Source organism: Pseudomonas sp. EL_65y_Pfl2_R95, assembly GCF_963971045.1.
Taxonomy (GTDB): Bacteria; Pseudomonadota; Gammaproteobacteria; order Pseudomonadales; family Pseudomonadaceae; genus Aquipseudomonas.
The window spans coordinates 166,822-191,902 of sequence record NZ_CAXAOV010000001.1 but is presented as its reverse complement, the minus strand read 5'-3'; the positions used below and the strand labels follow the sequence as shown (position 1 = coordinate 191,902).

24 protein-coding genes, 1 pseudogene and 2 riboswitches are annotated in these 25,081 nt (G+C 55.9%); of the genes and pseudogenes, 19 read left to right on the top strand and 6 right to left on the bottom strand.

The genetic code is table 11. From position 1 onward, the window contains the following. Positions 1-3: 3 nt before the first annotated feature. From AACY09_RS00890 to AACY09_RS00880, 3 genes are all read right to left on the bottom strand, one after another. On the bottom strand, positions 4-768 hold the full coding sequence (locus AACY09_RS00890; RefSeq protein WP_339485523.1) for an SDR family NAD(P)-dependent oxidoreductase: 765 nt from the start codon (positions 766-768) through the stop codon (positions 4-6). Positions 769-1,180: 412 nt separating this feature from the next. Then, positions 1,181-2,575: a heavy metal sensor histidine kinase gene (locus AACY09_RS00885; RefSeq protein ID WP_339485521.1), complete on the bottom strand. Its 1,395-nt coding sequence runs from the start codon at positions 2,573-2,575 to the stop codon at positions 1,181-1,183. Next, complete coding sequence (locus AACY09_RS00880) at positions 2,548-3,243, bottom strand: heavy metal response regulator transcription factor (RefSeq protein ID WP_339485520.1); 696 nt, start codon at positions 3,241-3,243, stop codon at positions 2,548-2,550. Before AACY09_RS00880 ends, AACY09_RS00885 begins: the two co-directional genes overlap by 28 nt. A gap of 202 nt (positions 3,244-3,445) precedes the next feature. Here AACY09_RS00880 and AACY09_RS00875 point away from each other — a divergent pair, with 202 nt between their 5' ends. From AACY09_RS00875 to AACY09_RS00855, 5 genes are all read left to right on the top strand, one after another. Continuing rightward, positions 3,446-4,057: a hypothetical protein gene (locus AACY09_RS00875; RefSeq protein WP_339485519.1), complete on the top strand. Its 612-nt coding sequence runs from the start codon at positions 3,446-3,448 to the stop codon at positions 4,055-4,057. Between the two features lie 72 nt (positions 4,058-4,129). Next, a complete protein-coding gene (locus AACY09_RS00870) occupies positions 4,130-4,732 on the top strand; it encodes a cytochrome b/b6 domain-containing protein (RefSeq protein ID WP_339485518.1) in 603 nt (200 codons plus the stop codon). After that, complete coding sequence (locus tag AACY09_RS00865; protein WP_339485517.1) at positions 4,725-5,495, top strand: molybdopterin-dependent oxidoreductase; 771 nt, start codon at positions 4,725-4,727, stop codon at positions 5,493-5,495. The genes AACY09_RS00870 and AACY09_RS00865 overlap by 8 nt, the downstream gene beginning before the upstream one ends. 394 nt (positions 5,496-5,889) lie before the next feature. Beyond that, on the top strand, positions 5,890-6,552 hold the full coding sequence (locus AACY09_RS00860; protein WP_339485516.1) for a histidine phosphatase family protein: 663 nt from the start codon (positions 5,890-5,892) through the stop codon (positions 6,550-6,552). A gap of 380 nt (positions 6,553-6,932) precedes the next feature. Further along, positions 6,933-7,595 (top strand): TetR/AcrR family transcriptional regulator, encoded by a 663-nt coding sequence (locus tag AACY09_RS00855; protein WP_339485514.1) that lies wholly within the window; start codon positions 6,933-6,935, stop codon positions 7,593-7,595. An 88-nt stretch (positions 7,596-7,683) separates the two neighbouring features. Here AACY09_RS00855 and AACY09_RS00850 read toward each other — a convergent pair whose 3' ends face one another. Next, positions 7,684-8,661: a lipid A deacylase LpxR family protein gene (locus tag AACY09_RS00850; RefSeq protein WP_339485512.1), complete on the bottom strand. Its 978-nt coding sequence runs from the start codon at positions 8,659-8,661 to the stop codon at positions 7,684-7,686. A 316-nt stretch (positions 8,662-8,977) separates the two neighbouring features. Further along, positions 8,978-9,186: riboswitch (cobalamin riboswitch) on the top strand. A 51-nt stretch (positions 9,187-9,237) separates the two neighbouring features. On the opposite strand from AACY09_RS00850, the gene AACY09_RS00845 reads away from it, so the two are divergent. The 14 genes from AACY09_RS00845 (at position 9,238) to AACY09_RS00780 (ending at position 23,858) form a co-directional block, all read left to right on the top strand. Continuing rightward, the gene (locus tag AACY09_RS00845) at positions 9,238-9,918 is read left to right on the top strand and encodes an energy-coupling factor ABC transporter permease (RefSeq protein ID WP_339485511.1); all 681 of its coding nucleotides are present in this window, start codon (positions 9,238-9,240) and stop codon (positions 9,916-9,918) included. Between the two features lie 187 nt (positions 9,919-10,105). Continuing rightward, positions 10,106-10,317, top strand: a riboswitch (cobalamin riboswitch). A gap of 174 nt (positions 10,318-10,491) precedes the next feature. Continuing rightward, complete coding sequence (gene cobO, locus AACY09_RS00840; RefSeq protein ID WP_339487042.1) at positions 10,492-11,097, top strand: cob(I)yrinic acid a,c-diamide adenosyltransferase; 606 nt, start codon at positions 10,492-10,494, stop codon at positions 11,095-11,097. Next, complete coding sequence (locus AACY09_RS00835) at positions 11,097-11,933, top strand: ABC transporter substrate-binding protein (RefSeq protein WP_339485510.1); 837 nt, start codon at positions 11,097-11,099, stop codon at positions 11,931-11,933. The genes cobO and AACY09_RS00835 overlap by 1 nt, the downstream gene beginning before the upstream one ends. Then, positions 11,930-12,940 (top strand): FecCD family ABC transporter permease, encoded by a 1,011-nt coding sequence (locus AACY09_RS00830; protein WP_339485509.1) that lies wholly within the window; start codon positions 11,930-11,932, stop codon positions 12,938-12,940. Before AACY09_RS00835 ends, AACY09_RS00830 begins: the two co-directional genes overlap by 4 nt. Further along, on the top strand, positions 12,937-13,725 hold the full coding sequence (locus AACY09_RS00825) for an ABC transporter ATP-binding protein (protein WP_339485508.1): 789 nt from the start codon (positions 12,937-12,939) through the stop codon (positions 13,723-13,725). The genes AACY09_RS00830 and AACY09_RS00825 overlap by 4 nt, the downstream gene beginning before the upstream one ends. Continuing rightward, positions 13,722-14,084, top strand: a complete 363-nt coding sequence (locus tag AACY09_RS00820; protein ID WP_339485507.1) for a DUF1636 domain-containing protein — start codon at positions 13,722-13,724, stop codon at positions 14,082-14,084. The genes AACY09_RS00825 and AACY09_RS00820 overlap by 4 nt, the downstream gene beginning before the upstream one ends. An 18-nt stretch (positions 14,085-14,102) precedes the next feature. Next, positions 14,103-15,167 carry a cobalamin biosynthesis protein CobW gene (gene cobW, locus AACY09_RS00815; protein WP_339485506.1) on the top strand — a complete coding sequence of 355 codons (1,065 nt, stop codon included), beginning with the start codon at positions 14,103-14,105 and terminating at the stop codon, positions 15,165-15,167. Positions 15,168-15,170: 3 nt separating this feature from the next. Beyond that, entirely contained in the window at positions 15,171-18,950 is a 3,780-nt protein-coding gene (cobN, locus tag AACY09_RS00810) for a cobaltochelatase subunit CobN (RefSeq protein WP_339485505.1), read from the top strand. Beyond that, a complete protein-coding gene (locus AACY09_RS00805) occupies positions 18,947-19,954 on the top strand; it encodes an ATP-binding protein (protein WP_339485504.1) in 1,008 nt (335 codons plus the stop codon). The genes cobN and AACY09_RS00805 overlap by 4 nt, the downstream gene beginning before the upstream one ends. Next, positions 19,876-20,628, top strand: coding sequence for a vWA domain-containing protein (locus AACY09_RS00800; protein WP_339485503.1), 753 nt, complete (start codon positions 19,876-19,878; stop codon positions 20,626-20,628). The genes AACY09_RS00805 and AACY09_RS00800 overlap by 79 nt, the downstream gene beginning before the upstream one ends. A 156-nt stretch (positions 20,629-20,784) precedes the next feature. After that, positions 20,785-21,936 (top strand): PepSY-associated TM helix domain-containing protein, encoded by a 1,152-nt coding sequence (locus AACY09_RS00795; protein ID WP_339485502.1) that lies wholly within the window; start codon positions 20,785-20,787, stop codon positions 21,934-21,936. Continuing rightward, the gene (locus AACY09_RS00790) at positions 21,933-22,112 is read left to right on the top strand and encodes a hypothetical protein (RefSeq protein WP_339485501.1); all 180 of its coding nucleotides are present in this window, start codon (positions 21,933-21,935) and stop codon (positions 22,110-22,112) included. Before AACY09_RS00795 ends, AACY09_RS00790 begins: the two co-directional genes overlap by 4 nt. A 215-nt stretch (positions 22,113-22,327) precedes the next feature. Next, positions 22,328-23,164, top strand: a complete 837-nt coding sequence (locus AACY09_RS00785; protein WP_339485500.1) for an AraC family transcriptional regulator — start codon at positions 22,328-22,330, stop codon at positions 23,162-23,164. 97 nt (positions 23,165-23,261) lie between these two features. Beyond that, a complete protein-coding gene (locus tag AACY09_RS00780) occupies positions 23,262-23,858 on the top strand; it encodes a LysE family translocator (protein WP_339485499.1) in 597 nt (198 codons plus the stop codon). Between the two features lie 38 nt (positions 23,859-23,896). On the opposite strand, the pseudogene AACY09_RS00775 reads toward AACY09_RS00780, so the two are convergent. Both AACY09_RS00775 and folE2 read right to left on the bottom strand, forming a co-directional pair. Next, positions 23,897-24,165 (bottom strand): annotated as a pseudogene (locus AACY09_RS00775) (SMP-30/gluconolactonase/LRE family protein); the annotation flags it as partial. After that, entirely contained in the window at positions 24,146-25,066 is a 921-nt protein-coding gene (folE2, locus tag AACY09_RS00770) for a GTP cyclohydrolase FolE2 (RefSeq protein ID WP_339485498.1), read from the bottom strand. The pseudogene AACY09_RS00775 and the gene folE2, both read right to left, overlap by 20 nt. Positions 25,067-25,081: the final 15 nt, after the last annotated feature.

The window sequence follows — 25,081 nt, the reverse complement described above, 5'->3', positions numbered from 1 at the left end:
TACCTAACCTGCGACCTGCGACAACCCACCGTCGACCATGAGCTCTACGCCATTGATGTATTTTGCGTCATTCGACGCGAGGAAAAGCGCAGCAGTGGCTATCTCTTCTGGTTCCGCCATATAGCCCAGGGGAGTGATGTGTTCGACGTGGTTTCTAAGTTCCTGAATTTGACTCTCGTTCATCCTCAAACTGTTATCCATTAATGGAGTTCTGGTAAAGCCCGGGCTCAATGCATTAACGCGAATTTTTCGACCCTTGAGCTCATTTGCCCAGGTTCGTGCAAAAGAGCGAACTGCAGCCTTTGACGCGTTGTAGAGGCTTAAACCTTCCATGCCATTACTTGAGCAGATAGAGGCTGTCAAAACGATTGATGCGCCATTCTTCATTAACGGCAGAAGGGTTTGAACCGTGAAGAACACCCCTTTAACATTGATGTCGAATAGCTTGAAGTAGGCCGCCTCTGGGGTTTCGCCGAATTGATTTTTTTCGCATATTCCGGCATTGGCAAATACCGCGTCCAACTGGCTGTCTTGTTGTTCAATGAGCGCTTTTAATGCATCAAGTTCAGACTGGTTGACGACGTCGGATACCACCGCTACCGCCTTTTCGCCCAGCGCGTTAACCGCTGCGTTCAATGTTGCAGGTGATCGGCCCGTCAGGTAGACACGCTTTGCACCGCCAGCAATTAGTGCTTTCGCGATGGCAAAGCCTATTCCTGTCGAAGCGCCGGTGACGACCGCTACTTGGTTTGCAAATTTACCCGACATGTTGTGCCCCCTCAGTAAATCATTGGTTTGACGTTGAAAGCACTGACTAGGTGTTAGTTAATGCTTGTGACTTAGTGTGGGAGGCACTGAATGGCGATACCACTGTCAACACTGCACGTTACCTGTGCACTTTTGTCAGGAGCATAGGTAAAATTGTGGGTGGAAACCTGAAAGTATCTGTCGAAATCTAATCGCAAATGGTTTCAGCAAATAGCGCGCTACGGGAATCAATATGCCCATCCAAGCAGGCTCATCAAAAGTAGCGCACCATTAATGTGGGTCGAGTGTGAGCGGCTGGTCGCCGAGCATTTTTCAGTGAAAGGTTCACAGTTCTGGTTGATCAAATGCTCAGGATAAGCACATCCGTGCGATATGAGTTAAAGCCATCTCACGGTAGAGGAGGACGCGGCATTCAGGGTTGAGGGAAATACAACGAAAAGCGAATCGTCCCGGCCTTGGGTTGTTTTACCCTTGCGTCACCACCATGCAGCTGCATGATTGCTGCGACGATCGTCAGTCCCAGGCCATAGGAGTCTGAGCTTTGGTGGCGGGACGCGTCGCCACGATAAAAGCGGTCAAATAATTTACTTAAGCTCTCTTCGCTCATTTCAGGACCCTGGTTTTCTACCTCAATCTGCCAGCCGCCGTTAGCTGTGACTGCGCGCACCAGAATCTCGCTGCCTTCGTTGGCGTAGCGGATTGCGTTGGCGACTAAATTGCTCAAGGCACGACGGAGCAGCAGGGGGTCCGCATTAAGGGTGCCATCGCCGCTGGTGTGTATGGTTATCTGCCGTTCTTCGGCTAAACCTTCGAAGTATCCGCCAATGCGCTGTAATTCGATATGCAGTGACAGCGGTTCACGCTTGACCACCGATTGGGCTTCATCAGCGCGGGCGAGAAACAGAATGCTTTCAACTATGCGCGAAATGCGCTCCAACTCTTCAAGGTTGGATACCAGCAAGGCTTGGTATTCGTCCCCGCTGCGAGGCTGACGTAGGGCAACTTGGCAGTGCCCCATCAATGAGCCTATTGGCGTGCGTATCTCATGAGCCAAGTCCGCGGAAAACTGTGTCAGACGCTTATAACCATTGGCTAGACGGTCGAGCATGGCGTTGTAGGCGTCGCTCAGTTGTTGCAGTTCAACCGGCGTTTCGCTGTTGTCCATTCTGCTGTCGAGCCGCTGCGGTGTGATGTGTGCTGCATGAGCAGCCATTTTACGCAGCGGACGCAGGCCGCGACGCAGGAGGATGTAACCGAGTAAAGCGGTGAGTAGAAACGCCAAGCCCACGGCCAAATAAATACGCTGACGAAAAGCCTCAAGCATGGCCATTTCCCTGGACATGACATGGGCGGCTGTGAGACGGACTGCGCGTCCGCCTGAGCTGGTTAGCACGGTTGCGGCGCGCAAGGGTGCACCGGAGGCGGTCATGCCGCTGCGCAGGTCGCTCACGCTTAGCCTTTTCTCTTGGTTGATCTCTGGCAAGTCGGGCAGTTTTGCATTCAGCGGATTAACCCTGATTACTGGCTCTTGATCAGGCTCTCCGATGATGAAAATGTCGTCTTCGCTAAAGAGCATGTTTTTCAGAATCTGCGGGTTGTCGCGCAGCTGCTCGATGGCCAGCTCGTAATGCAGTAGTTTGCGAAAATGATCCAGCCGTGCGAGCACGGCATGGTCGCTGTTCATCATGACCGAGGCTTTCATCGACTGATACAGATAAAGCCCGGCACCACCCACTGTGAGCATCGCCACCAATGAGAACGCCAAGGTCGAGCGCAGTGTCAGGGATGGCTGGCGTCGGGTTCGCATGACCGCACCTCGCACACATAACCGATGCCACGGATGGTATGGATCAGCTTGATCGGGTAGGGCTGATCGATCTTGCTGCGCAGGCGTTTGACTGCCACATCGACCACATTGGTATCGCTGTCAAAATTCATATCCCAAACTTCCGAGGCAATTTGCGCCCGGGACAGCACATCGCCTTCGCGGCGTAGAAACAGATGCAGCAGCGCGAACTCCTTGTTGGTCAGCACTATGGCTTGCTGTTGGCGGGTGACGCGCCGGCGCAGCAGGTCAAGTTCGAGGTCGGCTAGGTGAAAGTGATCAGCCTCGCGAACCACGCCCCGGCGGAGAATGGTGCGAATGCGCAGCAGCAGTTCGGTGAACGAAAACGGTTTTACCAAGTAGTCGTCCGCGCCGAGTTCCAGGCCTCGAATACGGTCATGCAACTGATCGCGGGCAGTCAGAAACAGTACGGGCACGTCCTGCTTGGCGCGTAATAGCTCGATAATCTGAAAGCCATCGATGCCGGGAAGCATCACATCCAAGACGATCAGGTCATAGGCGGTTTGCAGCGCCATGTGCAGGCCATCGGCGCCGTGCGGAGTCCAGTCGACGTTGTAGCCGGATTCGCCAAGGCCCTTTTTCAGGTACTCGCCGGTTTTGGTGTCGTCTTCAATCAGCAAAATGTGCATCGTCAGGGGCGCTCGGGTCTCTCTGTAACGGGATTTAGCCCGCAGCAGTGGAGTGTAACTATATGCGAGCGCGGCGTTGGTTACATTTTTGTCATTCATCAATGCAGAGCGCTGAATGACAAAAATGTAATCCCGCGGTCATCCTGAGGTGCCGGTCAGAGGTCGAGGATGGGGGCACATAAACCCCTGAGGAATCATCCTAATGAAGCTCAAGAATGCTCTGTCCACCACGTTCGGTATGCTGATGCTCAGTGCGGCGGTCATGGCCACTGCAGCTGATATGCCAGTGGTCAAGCCACTGCGCGGTACTGTCGAAGCTGTCAGCAATAACACCCTGACCTTCACCAACCGTGCGGGCGCACAACAGACCGTGGGTTTGACCGACAAGACCGGCTACAAGCGGGTATCAAAGGCTGACCTTGATTCGATTAAAGCCGACAGCTTCGTCGGCTCGGCCGCCATTCCACAGGCTGACGGCAGCCTTAAAGCGCTGGAAGTCACCGTATTCGAGGCCAGCCTCAAGGGCAGCGGCGAAGGTCATTACGGCTGGGAAAACGCGGATGGCAGCACCGGCACCATGACCAACGGCACCGTGGGCAAACTGTCGAAAGCCAATGGTCGCACCCTGACTGTCAATTACAAAGGTGGCGAGAAGCAGCTGGTTGTGCCGGATGATGTGCCGATTGCTTACGTAGAGCCCGGCAAAGTTGAAGAGTTGATCAAGGGCGCGAAAATTGTTGTTTTCCCGGCTGAAGATGGCAAAACCGCACGCGGTGTTGCCGTTGGCAAAGATGGCTTCCAGCCGCCTATGTAATCGCCGTTGAAGGTTGCAGCGAGTTTTGATGAGGGCTGCAACCTTTGCATTATTTGCGAAGTAGGGAAATCCATGAGTAAAAAAACCATCCATCCCTGGCCCGTGCGCCTCACGCATTGGATCAACGCCGCCTGCATGGTCTGTATGTTTATGAGTGGTTGGGCTATTTACAACGCTTCGCCGCTCTTCGACTTCAGGTTCCCAGGCCAGTTGACGGTCGGCGGTTGGCTTGGCGGCGCCCTGGCCTGGCACTTTGCGTTTATGTGGTTGCTGTTTATCAACGGCTTGCTCTATGTGCTTTACGGGCTGATCAGTCGCCACTTCAAACGTGATTTTTTGCCCATCAGCATGCAGGCGGTTAAGCATGATCTGACCGCTGCATTGCGGTTTCGACTGGTGCATAACACCGGCGTTTATAACGCCGTGCAACGCTTGATGTATTGGCTGGTGTTGGCAGCAGGAGTGTTGGTGGTGATCTCAGGGCTGGCCATCTGGAAACCCGTTCAGTTGCAAGAACTGGTGGGGCTATTGGGCGGCTATGACTTTGCTCGTTATGTGCACTTTGCCGCGATGACGGTCATCGGCGCCTTTGTTGTCGTCCATCTGGTGTTGGTGCTGCTTGTGCCGAAAACCTTGTTGCCCATGATCACCGGCGGTGTACACGACCATGATTGAGCCCAAAAAAAGCGCGATTGCGCGCATTAAACTTGAGCCGGCACAACAGCTTCAGCTCGAAAGCATCCAACGCCGCAACTTCCTGCGCGGTGGTTTGACTGTCGGCGCGATGGCCATGCTCACGGGTTGTAATCTGCAGGACGGCGACCAAGTGGACAAGGTGCTGTGGGCCATGTCCCGCTGGAACGACCGGGTTCAGGCCTGGCTGTTCAGTGGCCAAAAACTAGCGCCGACCTACGCCAAGGCGCAAATGACCACGCCATTTCCCTTCAATGCCTTTTACGGCGAAGACGATATCCCCGACGTGGACCTGGCCGATTACTCGCTCGCTGTTTCCGGGCTGGTGCGGGATAAGATGCCGTGGACGCTTGAAGGTTTACGCAAGCTGCCGCAACGCACTGATATTACGCGCTTGATTTGCGTTGAAGGTTGGAGCGCTATCGGTCAATGGGGCGGCGTACCACTGAAAAACTTTCTGGAACATATTGGTGCTGATACCACGGCCAAGTTTGTCGGCTTCAAGTGTGCGGACCGGTATTACTCGAGCCTCGACATGCCGACCGCATTGCATCCACAAACCCTCCTGGCACTGGATTACGGAGAAGTCGCGTTACCACCGGAGTACGGCTATCCGCTGCGGGTCCGGGTACCGACCAAACTAGGCTTTAAAAACCCAAAACATATTGTCGAGATCTTCGTCAGTAATGACAATCCGGGCGGGTATTGGGAAGATCAAGGCTACAACTGGTTTAGTGGCATCTGAGTAAGGCAAAATCACTCATGACAGCGGCAATGCGGCAGTTGAAAAGCCCAGGAGGCATTTAGATATGATTCCTGCGCGAGGGCATACAGGAAAAGACGTTCAGCGCACAAAAGAGCGATCAGAGGTGGCAATCAGTGGGGGCGGTGACGCAGCAAAATCCAACCCCTGGATGGCTCAGCAAGTGGGTTCCGGTTCAAGCTGATAATCAGATGTCGTTTAGTCAGCTAGCGTGAGGGAATAACAGCCGCCGAAAGGCGGCTTTTTCCTGGGTAAAAATCGCGTAAGGAACCCAATTGAGCTTGGGGTAGTCCAACGCTCCGATCAAGATGCAGTGGCGTGTCTGAACACATTGCTAGCTTGGTCGAGCGCCATTTTCCCGTAAAGAGCCTGTTTAATGATCCTTTCCACGCTGTTGAAGCGCCATCGCGTTGCCCTTTATTCGTTAGCGCTTCTCGGCGGTGTCACGCTGCTGGGGGCTGTGGCTGTTGAAGGCCGCGCCGCGCCTGTAGACGGCACCCAGACTTTGGTGTTTCTGCGTCATGCTGAAAAACCTGGAGAAGGCCTTGGACAGCTCAACTGCCAAGGTCTTAATCGTGCTTTGGATTTGTCGGTCTTGCTGCCGGAAAAATTCGGCAAGGCTGATTATGTGTTTGCGGCCAACCCTTCGCGGCACGTTGAAGAGGGTAGCGAGGGTGATGCCTATAGCTACATCAGACCGCTGATGACCATCAGCCCAAGCGCCATCAAACTTGGTCTGCCGGTAAATATCGATTTTGGGGCCAATGACACCAGCGATTTAGCTGACGAGTTGCAGGAAGATAAATACCGCAATGCCACTGTCTACACCGCTTGGTCAAGCGGTTACCTGCCTGAGCTGATCAATACTGTGGCCAGTGAGGCAGTGGGTAAAAAACAAGTGGTTCTCAATGACTGGGCTGGCGACGATTATGATTCGCTCTATGTCCTGACCCTGACCTGGCACGACGGTAAGGCAACCCTGCTCAGTCATAACTACAAACAAGACCTGAACCATGGCCAGCGAAGCTGCCCAACCTGACATCGACGGGACGCTTTTGGGTAGCGCCATGCTTGAGATGGCCAGACAGCTGAAAACAGTAACAGAGCTAGCCTCGCAATCTTTTGTTGCCTGCGGCATTCCCAAGGGTGGTTTCTGCATCGCCTCAGGCTGGAGCAAACCAGCAACAGCCTGCCCACGACTCATGACAGCTCGCAAAAATCGAGCGCTTCGATACGCCGCTCTGTATCAGGTGCAGCCGAAATCGGTTAGGCCAACATCAAGCGGGCAGTACGTCATTGAACCGTTGGCCTATAGTTGGATCAGGTGCCTGTAATTCGCGTAAGCCAAGCGTGTAGCCGTTACATAAGCTCAAGCTGCACGTGATAGCCTGCCCATCAAACCTCGGAACCCTGGCCACTATGTCTCAGAAAGTTGAAGTCGCTGGGCAAGCGTGTGCAAAGAAGCGACGCCAGCCAAGTCAGAGTCGGGGCGAGCATCGGGTCAATCTGATCATTGACGCCTTTGAGCGGTTGTTGGTCGCCAGTGGAGACGGTGCCATTACCATGCACAAATTGGCTGCAGAAGCGCAGACTTCCGTAGGGTCGCTTTATCACTTCTTTTGCGACAAGCAGAATGTGTTAGTGGCCTCATATGAGCGGCATGAACGTGCTATGGCTGAAGTCTTGGCTGCAATTGATAGCACCGGTGATGAGGTATGGCGCACTGATAGCGCTGAGCAACTGATCGGGCGTTTGATCATCCCTTTTCTGGATTATGTATCGCGTAACCCTGTAGTGCTTCAGCTTATGCGCCTGGATCGAGTCGCCGGGAAATCACCAACTGACACGCCGATCCATCCATTGATTCAGGCGCTGTGCCTGCGCATTTTGACCTTGCGTTTACCCTCAGCCACTGATGCTGACAGGCGCGCCTACACCGCTACCTTGCTTGGTTTGCCGGTCGGTTTGGTGGTAGATCTTATTGCTGAATACGATGACGAGTTGCGTAGCCTGGTGCTGCATCGGGAGATCCCGCGGGCATTGGTGGCGTATCTGGAGTCAATCGAGGTGCAGCAGGGCTGAGGTTGCTTCAGCTGGTGATGGGTGTGGCGTTAAAACCAGATGCTGTATCTGGCGCTGTGGCACTTGCGTCCACAGCGCATAGTCCGGTTTATAACCAGGTAGAAAGTGACAGCAAGCCGAACTGATCGGGTTCATTCTGACCCTTGAATTCTCGGGTGCGCCAGATGTTTGCGGCAGACAGTTGCCAGCGATCCCACATCAGCGTCAGACCCAGTTGCGCATCTCCAACTAGGTCTTCACGGTCAACCGAGTGGCTGTCGTGAAAGGTGTTGCCGTCGAGCAACATGTTGTGCGCCACGTAGCGGCCTTCCAGGTTGGCGTAAACAAACCAGCCAAACCCGCCGTCGGGGTTGAAAAACTGCACATCACCTAAATCCGGGGTTGGGCTGGCTTGGCTGATACTGCGTGATAGGCCCTGGCCTAAACGCACACCCCCTCCAGTTGACAGGTAAGTGTACAGATTACCCAAGGCGCCACCGACGCTTGGGCCGTACTCCATTTCGAGTCCGCCAAGCTGAGATTGCAGCCACCAGCGTTTTTCATAACCCAGGTTGACGAAGGGTTCATTTGTCAGTTGGTTGTCCCAGCCTTCCGGTGAGTCGCTGCCGGTGATTTTGTGCACTTCGCGCTGGATCTTTTCGCCGCCAGCACCTTGTCCCACCAAACCAATATCGAGACTAAAAGTGCTGGTTTCACGGTGGCTGGCCAACTGTTCTATCGACATAAGTGTCAGGCCGCCATAGAACAGGCCCGCATAGGGACGGTCGTCTTTTTGCAAATCAGTCTGTTCGATATCTTCGGGTGTATATATCTGATGACCAAAGCGATAAGCGGCATAGCCCAAGTCTTGTGAGGTCCAGCCCGGAATCAGGTTGGCTATATCGCGCGTCCAATGATCAGCCTCTGGTTCAAAGGTTAAAACACCTTCCAAGCCATTGGTGTAATGACCGTCCTTACCGCCGGAAAAGATATCGTTTTCGGCCTTCAAACTTAAAACATCAGCCGCTGCGGTTGAAGACAGCATTAGTGCAGCAGTCAGCAGAACAACGTCACCTAAAGCTTTCATAAACAGCCCCCAAGCCAACATTAAAATAGCTCGCTGCCCGAAAATGGCGCGGTAAGAATCAAGCGAATGGCAAGTATTACCAATAAGCTCAAAATTATTCAAATAATTCTAGTTTCAGGCAGGCAGTTAGATTTACGCCATCACTTGATCCCACAGTTAAGGGCTGATGCAGGGTTAGGGTCGTTCTATGTACGCTGGCGGATAGTCTTTAAGAGGTCTAGCCCGGGGAAGAGCGGCAATCAGTCATATAGCCTGAGTGAGCTATCGCTACTGTCAGTTCGCTAAAAATAAATCTGTCCCCATTGAGGGGTTCAACAGTAAAGTAGCCGCCGATGGTTTTAGGCCGCCGTTTGTGGGCGGGCCTAAATGAAAAAGGGAATGGGGTGAAAGCTTTACGGCTTGATTCCTCAACTGCCTCCGCAACTGTAAGCGAAGAGTGATACCCGGATACCACTGGCAATGCTGGGAAGGTGGGTAGAACGATGACGCGCAAGTCAGGAAACCTGTCATCGAGACCGCGTTTTGCCGGTCATTCACTCATATTTATCGCGCGGTGGGTGCGATGGAGGATTCATAATGCATATCGAACCGGGTGTCGTTGACGGCGCTAAAATCTTTCTCAGTTATGCGACAGCGGTAGGCGGCTTTGGCCTCGCTGCCAAAATGGCCGTTGATAGCATCCGCAATAACGGAGGCATTGCAGCATTAGTGTTGCGCAGCCTGATTACCACTGCATTGGTATTCTGTTTCTTTGAGGTCCTGCCTCACCATGCAGTGGGCGTTTCAGAGGTCCATCTGATTCTCGGCTCCACGCTGTTATTGGTGTTTGGAGCAGGGGCGTCGGCAATTGGCTTGGCCGCAGGCCTGCTGATCCAGGGACTGTTTTTCGCCCCCTTCGACCTGCCGCAATACGGTATGAATGTGACAACGCTGTTGGTGCCTTTGTGGGCCATTAATGCCTTGGCGCAGCGCATCATTCCGGCGAGCACGGCCTACGTCGATACCCGTTACAGCCAGGTGCTTGCATTGTCGACGGCTTATCAGGGCGGCATCGTGATGTGGGTAGCGTTTTGGGCGTTCTATGGCCATGGTTTTAGCATGGAGAACCTGGCTAACGTCGCAACTTTTGGTCTGGCGTATATGACCGTCATCATCGTTGAGCCTTTGATCGATCTGGGCGTATTGGCGGCGGCTAAAGCGTTTGCTAATTCCAGTCGCGGCCCAGCGTTCAATGTGCGCCTGCACCAACCTGCCTAGTTTGACTGTTTAGGCAGTTGGGCGAGTCGTTATCGATGCCTTTTCAGTCTGTTTGATCAGGCATCGAGCCCGCCAGAACGCGGGCTGACCCGGGTGCATACTCTCCTGTTTTTGCCCCGTAATACTGGGCTCATATTCATGGGCTGCGCGGTAGTGCGCGGTTGCCCTGCATGGGCGACTCGGGTACTCTGCGTGGCATCGAACAGGTGCCCCGAGCGCAACCGCGCAACGGGTGAAACGGGAAGTCCGGTGACCGCGTGGATATATCCACCGCGTATTCCGGCGCAGCCCCCGCTGCTGTAGAGCCTAACGCAATCGCGATATACCACTGGGTAACCGGGAAGGTGCGATTAGCGAATGATGGCGAGCCAGAAGACCGGCCTGATCGAAAAGAGGTGCGTACCCCGGGGTGTGGGTTTGCCGATGCTGTAGATTGTCTTAGCAGACACCTATTTCCAGTCGTCATCAGGTCTTGGCATAGCCACGTCCTGCCATACCCTGTTGCTGCGCTCCTTTGAGCTGCGTGCGCTTTATCGCGCGTGCATTTCCCGATTCCAGGAGTGTCGGCAAGTGATCGATGAAGACAAAAAGCGCAGCCACAATGAGCGCATGCTGCGCAAGAAAGCTGTGGTCGATGCGGGTATTGAACGTGCTCAAGAGGAGCGCGGGATCGTTATCCTTATCACCGGCAACGGTAAGGGCAAGACCACATCCGCCTTCGGCACCTTGTACCGTGCGCTGGGTTATGGTCATCGCGCCGGTGTGGTGCAGTTCATCAAGGGCACTCAGGCGTCGGGCGAAATCACTTACCTACGTCAGCACGCGCCATTGGTTGACTATCACGCAATGGCGACGGGCTTTACCTGGAACACTCAAGACTGGGATCAGGATAAAGCAGCTGCCGATGAGGCATGGGCGCACGCTGCCAAAATGCTGCAGGACGACAGCTTGAATCTGGTGGTGCTAGACGAGCTGACCTATATGCTCAAATACAATTACCTCGATACTGAGTTGGTGTTGCAAGCCATTCGTGCGCGCCCGCCGATGCAAAGCGTAATTGTTACCGGGCGTGCAGCTAAGCCTGAACTGGTTGAGCTGGCCGATACTGTCAGCGAAATCCGCGACGTTAAACATGCCTACAAGCAAGGCGTGCGCGCGCAAATGGGTATCGATTTCTGATGCGCGCCTTGCTTGGCTTGATGGGCTTGTTTTGCCTGCCGGCATTGGCAGCTCAATTGCCTCGTGTGGTCTCTACAAACCAGTGCGCCGATATGTTGGCATTGCGCCTGGCTGCGCCTGAGCAACTGTTATCGGTGTCGAGCAAGAGTCGTGATCCGCAGCTATCTGCAATGGCCGCGCAGGCCCAACAGGTGCCGATTAATCACGCCAGCAGTGAAGAAATCATAGCCTTGCACCCAGATCTGGTGCTCGCCTCACGGCGTTGGCAGAGTCACAACCAGGCCGCGCTCTTACGCGAATATGGTATTGAAGTGCTGGTGGTGCCGTACCCGACGACGTGGGCAGAAATCTTTGCCAGCACGCGCTTGGTTGCCGCCAAACTGGGCCGGGTCGAGGAGGGGGAAGCCCTGCTTGCTGATGTGCAGGCGCGACTTGATCGCCTCAAACAACAGCCGCGTCCGCTTAGCGCGCTATACCTGCGTCCCAATGGCGGCAGCGCCGGACGCGATACCTACGTCGATACAGTGTTTCAGGCTGTCGGCGTGGTCAATCATCAAGCGGCATTAGGCCGTAGCGGCTGGGGCCGTTTCAACATAGAAGATTTGGTGCGTCAGCCTCCTGATGTCTTCGTCACTGCGGATATGCCAATCGACAAGGGTTATGCCAAGTCAGCCTTTTCGCGCCATCCATTTATCCAGCAATTAACGGCCAGCCGTCCGCTGTTGCGAGTTGAGGGCAACCGCTGGGGGTGCAGTGACTGGCAGTTGGTCTACAGCGCTGAACAGCTTGCGGAGCAAATGGATGCGCTAAGTTTGCTTGAGCAGTCCCCACAGTGAGCCGCTTGAATGCAGTGCTACTGGCCGTACTCGGATTGTTGTTTTTGTTGTCGTTGACCATTGGGGCGGTGCCGCTGGGGCTGGATGACGTTGCCCGTGGTTTATTGAACCAGGCTACCGGCAGTCGTGATCTGACAGATGTGGCCGTGCAGCAACAGATTATCGTCAAGCAGATTCGCTTGCCACGGGTCATTCTGGCGATTCTGGTCGGTATGTCCTTAGGCGTCTCAGGTGCAGCGCTGCAAGGTCTATTGCGCAATCCCTTGGCAGAGCCAGGCTTGCTAGGGGTAAGTTCCAGCGCCAGTTTGGGGGCAGTAGTTTGTTTGTACTACGGGCTGAGTGCATTGAACCCGTGGCTGCTGCCTGTGGCTGCAATGGGCTGCGCTGCATTGGCTACCTTGATTTTGTATCTGATTGCCCGGCGCCGGGCGAGTAACCTGACATTGATTCTCGCGGGCATTGGGCTTTCTGCGCTGTGCTCGGCATTGACCTCGCTGGCCATCAGCCTGGCGCCCAATCCAACCGATATGCAAGACATCGTCCTGTGGCTGATGGGCTCGTTGAGTGACCGCAGCTTTGCCGATATTCAGCTGTGCTTGCCCTTTATCGCCGCCGGGGTGCTGTTGTTGCTCGCTTGTGGTCCGCAGCTTGATGCGTTGACTTTGGGCGAGGATGAAGCCAGCAGCCTCGGCGTCAGCCTGCCGCGTTTGCGTGGGCAAATAATCTTGGGTACTGCGCTCTGCGTGGGTGCCAGCGTGGCGGTCACCGGGGCTATTGGATTTATCGGCTTAGTGGTGCCACATCTGCTGCGCAAATGGGTCGGTTATCACCCTTCACGCCTCTTGCTGAGCAGCGCCATCGGCGGCGCGGTATTGCTGTTGGCAGCGGACATTTTGTTGCGTTTGATCAGTGGCGAGCAGGAATTAATGCTCGGTGTTGTCACTGCGTTATTGGGCGCACCGTTCTTTTTGATGTTGGTGCTGCGCCAGCGGCTGGTGAACGCATGAGTGGCTTACGTATTGCGCAATTGAACGTTGCGATTGACGGTCGGAACCTGCTTTGGGATTTGTCACTGGAGCTGGCGGCGGGCGAACTGTTGGGGGTTATCGGCCCTAATGGTGCAGGTAAGAGTACCTTGCTTAAAGCCATTGCTCATTTACATCCCTATACCGGGACGATTGAACTGGATGCAGCCGCCTTGAATAAATTGACTTCGCGTCAACGGGCACTGCGTCTGGCCTATTTGGGACAGGGCGACAGCGGCGGCTGGCCACTGTATTTGCGCGATTACATTGCGCTGGGGCGCCTGCCGCACCGTTCACCCTGGCAGCGCTCAAGTGCGGCTGACGCGGAGGCCGTCGCAGCGGCCATCAATCAGATGGGCTTGAGCGATTTGGTCGAGCGGCGCTTCGATCAATTATCCGGCGGCGAGCGGGCCCGTGCGCGTCTTGCTCGTGCACTTGCAGTCGGCAGCTCGTTGTTGCTTGCCGATGAACCAGTGGCCGCGCTTGATCCCTTTCACCAACTCAATGTCATGGCGCTTTTGCGCCGTCAATGCACCCAAGGGCGCAGTGCGCTGGTTGTGCTTCACGACCTGACGTTGGCCAGCCGCTTTTGCGATCGATTGCTACTGCTTGACCAAGGTTGCGTGGTCGCGTTCGGCACGCCGAGACAGGTGCTTACACCGAAAAACCTCCAGCAGGTTTACCGCGTGCAAGCAATGCTCGGCGAGCATGAGCAGCAAGCGTTTGTCTTGCCCTGGGCCTGTCGCCCCGATGAGGAACATCTATGACCGTCACTTTAACGCTGTGCGAGACCTGCGGTTATGACGCCGCCGAACCCGAGGCCGAGCGCCCGGGTGAACGCTTTGTGCGTGAGGTGCAACGCCAGCTGTGTGCAAGCGACGCGCTTAGTGTTCAGCGCACGCGTTGTCTGATGGTTTGCCAGCGCCACTGTGCAGGCGTGCTGCGAGCGCCCGGCAAAATCACCTACGTCCTCGGGGGGTTCAGCCCGGAGCCCGAGGCTGCAGCTGCACTGCTGGATTACGCCCGTGAGTATCAACGTTCAGAAACCGGCCAAGTGCCGTTTCGCAGTTGGCCGGCCGGTATCAAGGGTAAATTCATTGCGCGGATTCCCGTGCTCGAAAACTGATTTATTGGAGTGTTTGTTATGTCCGCCAAGATCCCCGTCACCATCGTTACCGGCTTTCTCGGTAGCGGTAAAACGACGCTGCTACGCCATATTCTGGACAACGCGAATGGCCGGCGCATTGCTGTGATTGTCAATGAATTTGGCGAGCTGGGCATTGATGGCGACATCCTGCGTGGCTGCGGCATTGGCTGTGATGAGGAGGGGATCGAGAGCACGGGGCAGCTGTATGAACTGTCCAACGGCTGTGTCTGCTGCACGGTGCAGGAGGAGTTCTATCCGGTGATGCGGGAGTTGATTGAACGCCGTGATCAGATCGATCACATCATCATCGAAACCAGCGGCTTGGCTCTGCCAAAACCTTTGGTTCAGGCGTTTAACTGGCCAGAAATCAAGAATGCATGCACGGTCGATGCGGTCGTCACCTTGGTTGATGTGCCTGCGACTGCAGCCGGCCAGTTTGCGGCTAACCCCAAAGCCGTTGATGAGCAGCGTCGGGCTGACCCGAACCTGGATCACGAGTCGCCGCTGCACGAGCTGTTTGAAGATCAATTGCTGGCCGCCGACCTGGTGGTGCTGAGCAAAACTGATCTGGCCGACGCAGCGGCATTGGCGCGCGTTGAAGCACTGGTGCGGGCGGAGGTTCCTGCACAGGTCAAGCTGATTGTCAGTGACCAGGGTCGCCTTGAGCTTGACCTGATTCTGGGGCTGGGCAACGCATCGGAAAACACCATTGATTCTCGTCAGAGCCACCACGACCACGGCGACGGTGATGAGCACGATCATGACCACGACCAGTTTGACTCACTGGTGGTAGATTTGCCGTTGGTTGATCGCGAGCGCTTGCTCAGCGTGCTGCATGAATTGGTTGAGCAGCACAGCTTGTTTCGTATCAAGGGTTTTGTCGCGCTTAAAGACAAACCCATGCGCTTGGTTGTGCAAGGCGTTGGCCAGCGCTTCGATGCCTACTTTGATCGCCGCTGGAACGCGGATGAAACCCCATGCACTCGCCTGGTTTTAATCGGCCAGGACCTCGACGCCCAGGCGTTGCGACAGGCACTGCACGTCGCTGTGGCAGAGGGCTGATCAATGCATATGCTCGCCGCGCTGCCAGGTGGCTACGTTGATGACAGCGGGGCGACCATCACCACCGTTGACCAGGATCCGGCCGACATTGTTATTCTCAGTGCGGCCGATACCACTCTGGCGCTGCTGGCGGCCACTTGTCCGCAGGAAGGGTTTCCCTCTGTTCGCTTAGCCAATCTGCTGCACCTGCGTCAGCATGCGTCAATTGACATGTACCTTGATCAAGTCGTGCAGTACGCCAAGGTAGTTGTCATCGACCACCTTGGTGGTGAGAGTTACTGGCCGTACGGCACTGAACAGTTGGTCGCGCTGTGCCAGCGCAAGGGTATTGCGCTGGCCATGTTCTCTGGTGACATGACCGAGGACCACAACCTCACGACTTTGAGCACGGCGCCAGCGCATATCTGTCATCAGCTTTGGCGTTATTTGCGCGAAGGGGGAGCGGGCAATGCCCGTGAGTTGTACCGCTACATTGGTGCTGCGTTTTTTGCCTTGCCGCAACCCGCACAAGCGCCTCGCTCATTGCCCCCATTTGCCCTGTTCGATCCGCAACATGCCTTTGCGTCCCTTGAAGATGTTCAGGCGCGTTGGCTGGCGGATGCACCCTGTGTGGCAGTGGTGTTTTACCGCGCGCATTTACAAGCGGGCAATACCAGCGTCTTTACGGCCCTGTGCGACAGCTTGCTCGCCCATGGCCTTAACCCGTTGCCAATAGCCTTGATGTCACTTAAAGATCACCACTGTCTGGCGGCGTTGCGTCAACTCTGCGCCGAACAGGATGTGGCGCTGATTCTTAATACCACCGCTTTCGCTGCATCAAGTATGGATGACCCGGGTGATCACGCGTTGGCAGGTGATATTCCAGTGCTGCAGGTGGTGCTTTCTGGTGGCAATGAACAGAGCTGGCGCGCGGATGCCCACGGCTTGCAGCCGCGCGATATGGCCATGCATGTGGCCTTGCCCGAAGTGGATGGGCGCATTATTACCCGCGCCATCAGTTTTAAAGGGTTGGGCCAGCACAATGAGCTGACACAAAGTGATGTGGTGGAATATCAGCCCGAACATGGGCGGATTGCCTTTGTCAGCGAGTTGGCCCAACGCTGGTGCCGTCTGCGTGGCTTGGCCAACGCGGACAAGCGACTGGCGCTGGTTTTGGCCAACTATCCAACCCGCGAAGGGCGATTGGGTAACGGTGTTGGGCTGGATACACCGGCCTCGGTGATCGGCATCCTCAAGCATCTGCAGGCACAGGGATATCGGATCGAGGATATCCCCGCTGACGGTGACGCCTTGATGCGTCTATTGCAGCAAGGCGTGACGAACGACCCGCAGCAATGGGCCTTGCGTCCGGCGCGGCAAAGTCTGGCACTGAGCGATTATTTGACTTTCTTTGCCGAGCTGCCGCAGGCCAACCGCAACGCAATCATCGAGCGCTGGGGCGCACCGGATGCCGATCCTATGCTGCGTCAGGGGCGCTTTATGATTGCCGGGTTGCGGTTGGGCAATATCTTTGTTGGCATTCAGCCTGCGCGCGGCTACCAGCTTGACGCGTATGCCAATTATCACGACCCAGACCTGGTGCCCCCGCATTATTACTTGGCGTTTTATCTGTGGTTGCGCCGAGCATGGGCCAGCGATGCCATTGTCCATGTTGGCAAGCACGGTAATCTTGAATGGTTGCCGGGCAAGAGCGTTGCCTTGAGTGAAAACTGTTGGCCGGATCTGGTGTTCGGGCCAATGCCGCATTTGTATCCCTTTATCGTTAATGATCCCGGCGAAGGCAGCCAAGCCAAGCGGCGCGCGCAGGCGGTGATTATTGATCACTTGATGCCGCCATTGACCCGTGCTGAAAGCTTCGGCCCAACGCGTGATCTGGAACGTCTGATTGATGAGTTCTATGAGGCGCTTACCCTCGATCCTCGCCGTGCAGCACTGTTGCGCAAACAAGTGTTGGCACTGATTGTCGAGCACAATCTCAATGCAGATCTGGGCCTCGGCTCACCGACCAACGAGGTCGAAGAACAGCTGCTACTCAATCGCACAGACAGCTATTTATGCGAGCTTAAAGAGAGCCAGATTCGTGATGGTTTGCATGTATTTGGCTATTCACCGCAAGGGCGATTGTTGCGTGACACACTGCTGGCACTGGCCCGCCATGGCGTGAGTGATGGTCAAGGCGCCAATGCCAGTCTGGTCCGAGCGCTGGCGGCTGATCTGTTGCCCGACAGCCGTTTCGATCCACTCGATGCGCAGTGGGGCGAACCTTGGCTGGGCGAGCAACCCGCTGTGTTGCAGGCTATAAGCGAACAACCTTGGCGCAGCTTGGGCGATACCCGTGAGCGCTTGGAATTGTTTGCCCTTGCGTTACTCGAAGATGCCCAGTGTGCAGGCTCCGCCTTGCTGGAGAATATGCTGCAGACCCGAGCTGTGATGCACCGCGTCGAGACAGATCTGCGCCCACGGTTATTGGCATGCGGCCAGCAGGAACTCTATCAACTTGGTCGGGGCCTGAGTGGCCGTTTCGTGCCGCCGGGTCCAAGCGGCGCACCGTCGCGCGGCCGGCCGGATGTGTTGCCAACTGGGCGTAACTTTTTTTCAGTCGATACGCGAATGATCCCCACGCCAACCGCCTGGGCGCTGGGAGAGAAGTCTGCAAGCCTGGTTGTCGAACGCTATATGCAAGATCACGGTGACTATCCGCGCAGCCTGGGTTTGTCGGTGTGGGGCACGGCCACCATGCGTACCGGTGGTGACGATGTGGCGCAGGCCTTTGCCTTGATCGGCGTACGTCCAAAATGGGCCGAGGGCAGTTGGCGGGTCAGTGACTTTGAAGTGTTGCCAGCCAAGCGCATGGACCGCCCTCGGGTGGATGTCACCCTGCGGGTTTCGGGCTTCTTCCGCGATGCCTTTGCCAATGTGATGCAGATGTTTGATGCGGCCGTGCAGAAGGTTGCCGAACTGGATGAGCCTGATGACGTTAATCCGATTCGGGCGCGCATCCGCAATGAAATGGCTGAATTACAAGCCAAAGGCTTGGACAAGGACGCCGCAAGGCAACGCGCGGGCTTTCGTATTTTTGGTGCCAAGCCCGGTGCCTATGGCGCGGGTCTGCAAGGCCTGATCGATTCGGGCGACTGGCAAGATGATGCTGACCTGGCCCGTGCCTACCTGAATTGGGGCGGTTACGCCTATGGCCAGCAAGCCTACGGCGAGGAGCGCCGTGACAGTTTCGCCACACGCCTGAGCGAACTTGAAGCCGTGGTGCAGAACCAGGATAACCGTGAACACGACCTGCTCGACTCGGATGACTACTACCAATTCCAGGGTGGCATGAGTGCTGCCGTGCGCCACTTAAGCGGCAGCCAGCCGATGATTTTATTCGGTGACCACTCCAATCCCCAAGCGCCGCGTATTCGCAGTCTCGGTGAAGAAGTCAGCCGTGTCATGCGTTCTCGTGTGACCAATCCCAAATGGATCGACGGGGTTAAACGCCATGGCTACAAAGGTGCTTTTGAAATGGCAGCCACTGTTGATTATCTGTTTGCCTATGACGCCACAACGGGCGTGGTCCGTGACGATCAATACGCCAGCCTGACTGACGCTTATCTAAATGACCCGGCGACACTTGAGTTTCTTCAGCAACACAACCCTGATGCTTTGTTGGAAATCAGTGAGCGGTTGATGGAGGCCATGCAGCGCGGCTTATGGCAGGAGCCCGGCGAGTATCGCGAACAAATAGAGCAACACCTGCTCGCTGCTGAACACCATCTGGAGGAACGATGAGCCTGAGCCCGCAATACCCTTTTGCAGCGCTGCACGGTCAGCCGCAGCTGCAACTCGCACTGCAGCTTGCGGCTATTGATTCACAGATTGGCGGCGTCTTGATCGAGGGCCCGCGTGGCACGGCTAAGTCAACCAGTGCCCGTGCGCTGGCGGCCCTTTTACCACAGGGGCGCTTTGTCAATTTGCCTTTGGGCACCAGTGAGGAGCAGCTAGCAGGATCTCTGGACCTGCAGGCAGCGTTGCAAGATGGCGAGGTGAGTTTCAAGCCAGGGTTGCTGGCCCTTGCCGACGGTGGCGTGCTTTATGTCGATGAGGTGAATCTTCTTGCAGATGGCCTGGTCGATTTATTACTCGACGCCTGCGCAAGCGGAGTAAACCGGATTGAACGTGACGGCATTTCGCATCAGCATGCCTCGCGTATTGCGTTGGTCGGCACCATGAACCCGGAGGAGGGCGAATTGCGCCCCCAACTACTCGACCGGTTTGGTTTATTTGTACGACTGGACGCCCAAATAGATGCCGGCAGCCGGGAAGCCATCGTGCGTAGCCGTTTAGCTTTCGATCGCGACCCGCAAGGTTTCGTCGAGCGCTATGCCCAGGCGCAGCAAGGGTTGATCACACGCATCGAGCAAGGGCGCGAGCGGATACGCCATTTAACCTTTAGTGATGCGCTCCATCGTCAGGTCAGTGAAATCTGTGTGGCAGCGGGCGTTGAAGGAGTACGGGCTGATTTGGTTCTTTTACGCGCTGCTTGTGCCCACGCTGCTTGGCTTGCGCACGATGAAATCAACGCGGCAGATGTAGACGCTGTGGCTGAGCTGGTGTTGGCCCATCGCCGCAAACATCCGCCCCAGCAGCCGCCAGCGTCGCAGTCGCCAAGTACTGCGGGCCTCGGTGTGAACAACACTGATAATGGCGTCAGTGAATGGGGGGAGATGCCACCCCAGGCCGTGCCGACTCAAACACTCAGCGGTATAAGGCCACTGCCGACAAAAAAGCCCTGAAACCGGCTGCTGTGGGTGAGCAACCGGTGCAAAGTGAGGGGCAAGCGCGGACCCGAGAAGTGGGTAGTGCGCAGAGCACTGCTATTCACTGGCCGCGTAGTCTGAGCAAAAAGGCCAATCAGCCGTGGCAGATGCGGCACCTGCAGTTCAAGCCACGAGCCGGTGGTGCCAGGCAACTGCACTGCTTACTGCTCGACTGCTCAGCTTCAATGCTCAAAGACCAAAACCTCGCACTGGCCAAAGGGCTGCTGATGCAGTGGACGCGCCAGCTTTATAAGCAGAGAAGTGAGCTGGCGGTGATTGTCTTTGCCGGTCGGCACGCGCGGGTGTTGCAAAAGCCACAGCGAGTGGCTGCGTTCAATCAGTGCTGGATTGAGCCCATCACGGGGGGAGGCGGCTCGCCGGTAGCCTCGGCCATTGATTTAGCCGAGCAGCTTATGGCGCAGGTCCGTCGGCAAGCGCCAGATAAGCAGTTACACCTGTGCCTGTTGACGGACGGACGTTATAGCCAGTTACCGCGACGGCCACTGCATACAGACCATTGCCTGGTGGTTGATTTTGAATCCGCCGCCTTGCGTTTGGGGCGCGCCGGGCTAATTGCCCAAGCATGGGCGGCGGACTATATCCATGCTGAAACACTGGCAGCTGACGCAGAACAGCTCAACGGCCGGTAAGGCCATTGGTGTCGTGTTTTTGCCGCTGTGCTTGTGGACGAAGCTGGCAAATGGGTATCATGCGAATAGTTATCATATGCATTTTTGGTGTCGACCGAATATTGCCTCTAACGTCTTTAGCATGCCGTGACAGCCCCGTCTTTTGAGAAGAAAAACATGACCACCCGAAGCCTGCGCAACTGGTATCTGGTGCACAAGTGGACCAGCTTGATCTCGACGATCTTTCTGCTGATGCTGTGCCTGACTGGCTTGCCGCTGATCTTCCACGAGGAGATCGAGCATTACTTTGAGCCCCATCCGGAGCTCACGCCAATCACCGCTGAAACCCCGGCGATCAATTTTGACGACGTCATGACCCGCGCTTTGGCTGCGCGGCCCGGCGAGGTTGCACGCTTTGTGTTTTTCGAGCAGGACGATCCACTGGGTGGGGTGATTTCCGGGCCAACATTGGTTCCTCCGCCAGAGAACGGTCATGTCCAGCCGTTCGATGCGCGCACCGGCGAGTTTTTTGACCCGCTGCCGCCACCCGGTGGCTTTATGTACATCATGCTCAAATTGCACACCGATATGTTCATGGGGTTGCCGGGCTATTTATTCCTCGGGTTTATGGGCTTGCTGCTGGTGGCTTCGATTGTGTCTGGCGCGGTGGTTTACACGCCATTTATGCGGAAACTTGATTTCGCCACCGTGCGCACCAAGCGCAGCACGCGTCTGAAGTGGCTGGATCTGCATAACGTATTGGGCATCGTAACGCTGATCTGGGTGCTGGTAGTCGGCTTGACTGGGGTGATCAATACCCTGGCAATCCCGATTCTGGGCTTGTGGCAGAGTGGCCAACTGGCAGAAATGACAGCGCCCTATAAGGACATGCCGCCACTCAAGGATCCAGGTTCACTGCACAGAGCCCTGGAGACTGCGAAAAAGGCTGCGCCGGGTATGGACGTCAGTTTCGTTGCATTCCCTGGCACCCAGTTCAGCAGTCAGCATCATTACGCGATCTATATGCGTGGTGCGACGCCGTTGACCGAGCGTCTGCTCAAGCCTGCATTGGTTGATGCGCAGACAGGTGAGTTGACCGATATGCGCGAAATGCCTTGGTACGTGCAAACCCTGCTGCTCTCACAGCCCCTGCATTTCGGTGACTACGGCGGGCTGCCGCTGAAAATCATCTGGACAGTGTTGGACCTTATCTCCATCGTCATTCTCGGCAGTGGCCTGTATCTGTGGTTGGGGCGGCGTAAGTCGTCGCTGGAAAAGCGTCTGGCTGAATTGGATGCAGGTGGAGTAATGGCGGAGGCCAAGGGATGAGGCGTGGATTATGGATGATTTTCCGCTGGCCCTTGCTGTTGGGTGTACTCAGCCTGCTCGGCTTGATTTCAGCATTGGTTGGCGATGATGGCTACGATCTGTTCTCTTGGCTCACGCTCGGCCTGCCGCTGGCGTTGGTGGGTTGGGTCTCCTGGCGCTTAACCCGACGGGTGTAGAGCTCTGTTTTGCAAACAATACCCTTCAATTTAAAAGGGTGTGGTTTGCCGCAAGTGAATACGGGTACCCGCGGGACCACGGTCAGGTCGTTGCCTATGACTTGGTTGACAAGGATAGCGCTGCGCATGTGCACAAATCTTCTAAACAGGTTTTGCAGAACCCCGTATTTTAGTAGTCCTTGCAGATTAAGCATGAACCACCAATGGAGTCGTTCGTGGATAAACGCAGCTGGATCGAATTGTCCCAGGATGCCGATACCGGGATCGAGTCGATCCGTGCCCACTTTAAGGGGCATGCCTATGATCCCCATTGGCATGACAGTTTTCTGGTGGGCGTCACCGGGCAGGGCGTGCAGCAATTCAATTGCCGGCGGGTTCGCCACCTGAGTACGCCTGGCAAGGTCATCATGCTGGAGCCTGGCGAGATCCACGATGGGTATGCCCCGACCGAGGAGGGCTTTACTTACTCCATGCTGTACCTCGATCCACATTGGCTGGAACGCGAGTTGCACGCCCTGTTTGAGCATGTACCGGCCGATAGCCAATTAGGTTTTGCCTCTACCCTGAGTCAGGACGCTGGCCTTTCAGCTGCTATAACGCAAGCCTTCCGCGCCTTTCATGAGGCCGATTTACGCATCGTTCGTCAGAGCACGCTCGACACCTTGCTCGGCTCACTGACCTGCCACCTTGATTGGCGCAAGCGTCAAGTTAGAGATCCGCGCCTGCCGTTGGTAGCCCAGGTTGCGCGTGACTACCTGCATGCACATATCTGTGATGACATCGGGCTGGACGATCTGGCTCAGGCCTGCGCTGTAGATCGCTTTCGTTTAACCCGGGCGTTCAAGGCCGCTTTTGGCTTGGCACCCCATGCGTATCTGATCCAGCTGCGGTTGGCCAAGGCACGACAACTATTGGCGCGGGGCGAGCTGCCGGCCCAAGTCGCCAGCACGCTTGGCTTTGCCGATCAAAGTCATCTGGGGCGCTGGTTTCGCCGGGCCTACCAACTCACACCCGCCGATTACCGCAAGCGCTGCTCAAACCTTCCAGACTGACCTGCAATGATTTGCCACGATGGACTTCTTAACTGATTGAGGAGTTCATGCCATGTGTTATTCATCATTGTTGCTTCGTATCAAGGGCGTTTGAGGGATGGAGACTCTATTGCCTTTCATCATGTTTGCCTTTGTCGCGGCGATTACTCCCGGCCCGACCAATATTCTGGTGTTGAGCCACAGTTCCAGAAATGGGCTAGGACCCACGGTACCAATCATTTTTGGAGCGTGCCTTGCAGCAGCGTTGATCGTGCTTGCCGTCGGTCTCGGCATCGGTGAAACAGCACTGCAATTTCCGCTTGTTCAGCAGGTGATGGCTTGGGCTGCAGTTCTGTGGTTGAGCTGGCTGGCTTGGCAGATTTTCCATAGCACACAGCTTTCACTGGACGTGGATGCGCCACGTGACAAAAGCCTGAATGTGGTTAGTGCTGCGGCGCTGCAGATGGTCAATCCAAAAGTCTGGATGATGGCAGTGGCTGTTGTGAGTGTGTTCGTTAGCGGGGCCGACAAGCGTACTCAAGTGGTGATCCTGTCGTTGTCGTTTCTACTGGTCTCATTGCCGTGTATGACGCTGTGGGCATTGCTCGGTTTGGGGAGTGTGCGGTTATTGGGTTCGCCACGGGCCGTACGACGGATGAACCAAGCGCTAGCAATCTTGCTGCTGATATCGGCCTGGTTGCCGGTATTAATCTAGACCGAGAAGGCCACGACCGGCCGGTCGTGGCCTATCACTCATTTGACGAAGCTAGCACCGCGAGTGTTGACGAAGACCGAATAGATGGAGTGACTGCTGGCCATAAACAAGCGGTTGCCTTGTGGGCCACCGAAGCACAGGTTGGCGCATCGTTCCGGCAGGGAGATAGGGCCGATGGCTTTCCCCTGAGGGCTGAACACGCGTACGCCATCCAGCTCTTCCGGTTTGCCCTCTGGCGAGCCATTGCTGCCCCAACCGCACCAGAGATACCGGCTTCGTCGCAATGGCTAATCCCAGTTCCAGCTGCTTTCAGCGACGGCGTCATGGGCATGTAAGCTTTCTGCGTGAACGACTTTGAGCTTGACGGCTGCACTACCTGGTTGCTCGCGCAAGGTCATATCAAGGCGCCTTGCGGCATCTTCACAGAACATCAGGTTTTGGCCGTTGCGCAGGGCGAATGCTTGTTCATCTGCGCGCTTGACTGCAGTTTGTACGGCGGTGCCCAGTGCTTTCTCGGCGCGATCAATCACCGCCAATACCGCAAAGTCAGTCGTCTGCTCATGCAAGCGCAGTTGGATGTGTGCTGTGCTGCGCTGACTATGGGGCGTGGCAACTATGCCGTCGGTGCTGCCGAGCCAGTTATGTATTTGCTCATGGAAGATGGGTGTATTGATGAACTCGTCAGCGAAGCGTTGTTGTATCAACTGCCGCGCCAATGCTGCCGAACAAGGACAGGTCGAGGAGTAGGTGAGGGTCACCCCAAGTTCTAACTTTAGGCCGTCAGCGTCCAAGTAGGCGTCAATGGTGACGGGATAGGATCTCCAGCCAGATAAGTCACTGACCAGTGCTTCGCGTTGGATCATCCAGTCCAGACTTATTCTCAGAGATGCACGCTGCGATAAGCCGCTGTGGCTAGTTAAAAACTCGGCCAATACGGCTTTGAGCAAAGCCGGTGACAGCGGCGTTTGCGCAAGCCTTTGCAGCGCCAAATACAGGCGCGACATGTGAATGCCGCGAGCCGTTTCATCATCAAGACTAACGCCCGCGTCTACTTTGCCAGCGGTGCGCTGTCCCTCGATAAGTAGCGGGATGTCGATATTGCACATACCGACCCAGTCGAGTGCTTGGCGCGCCGGCGCGGACTGCGCAGCGATATCGGGCAAAGTCTGGTTGTTGAGGGTCTGGCTACTGATAACCCGGTTGTTCATTGGGGGCCTCATGCG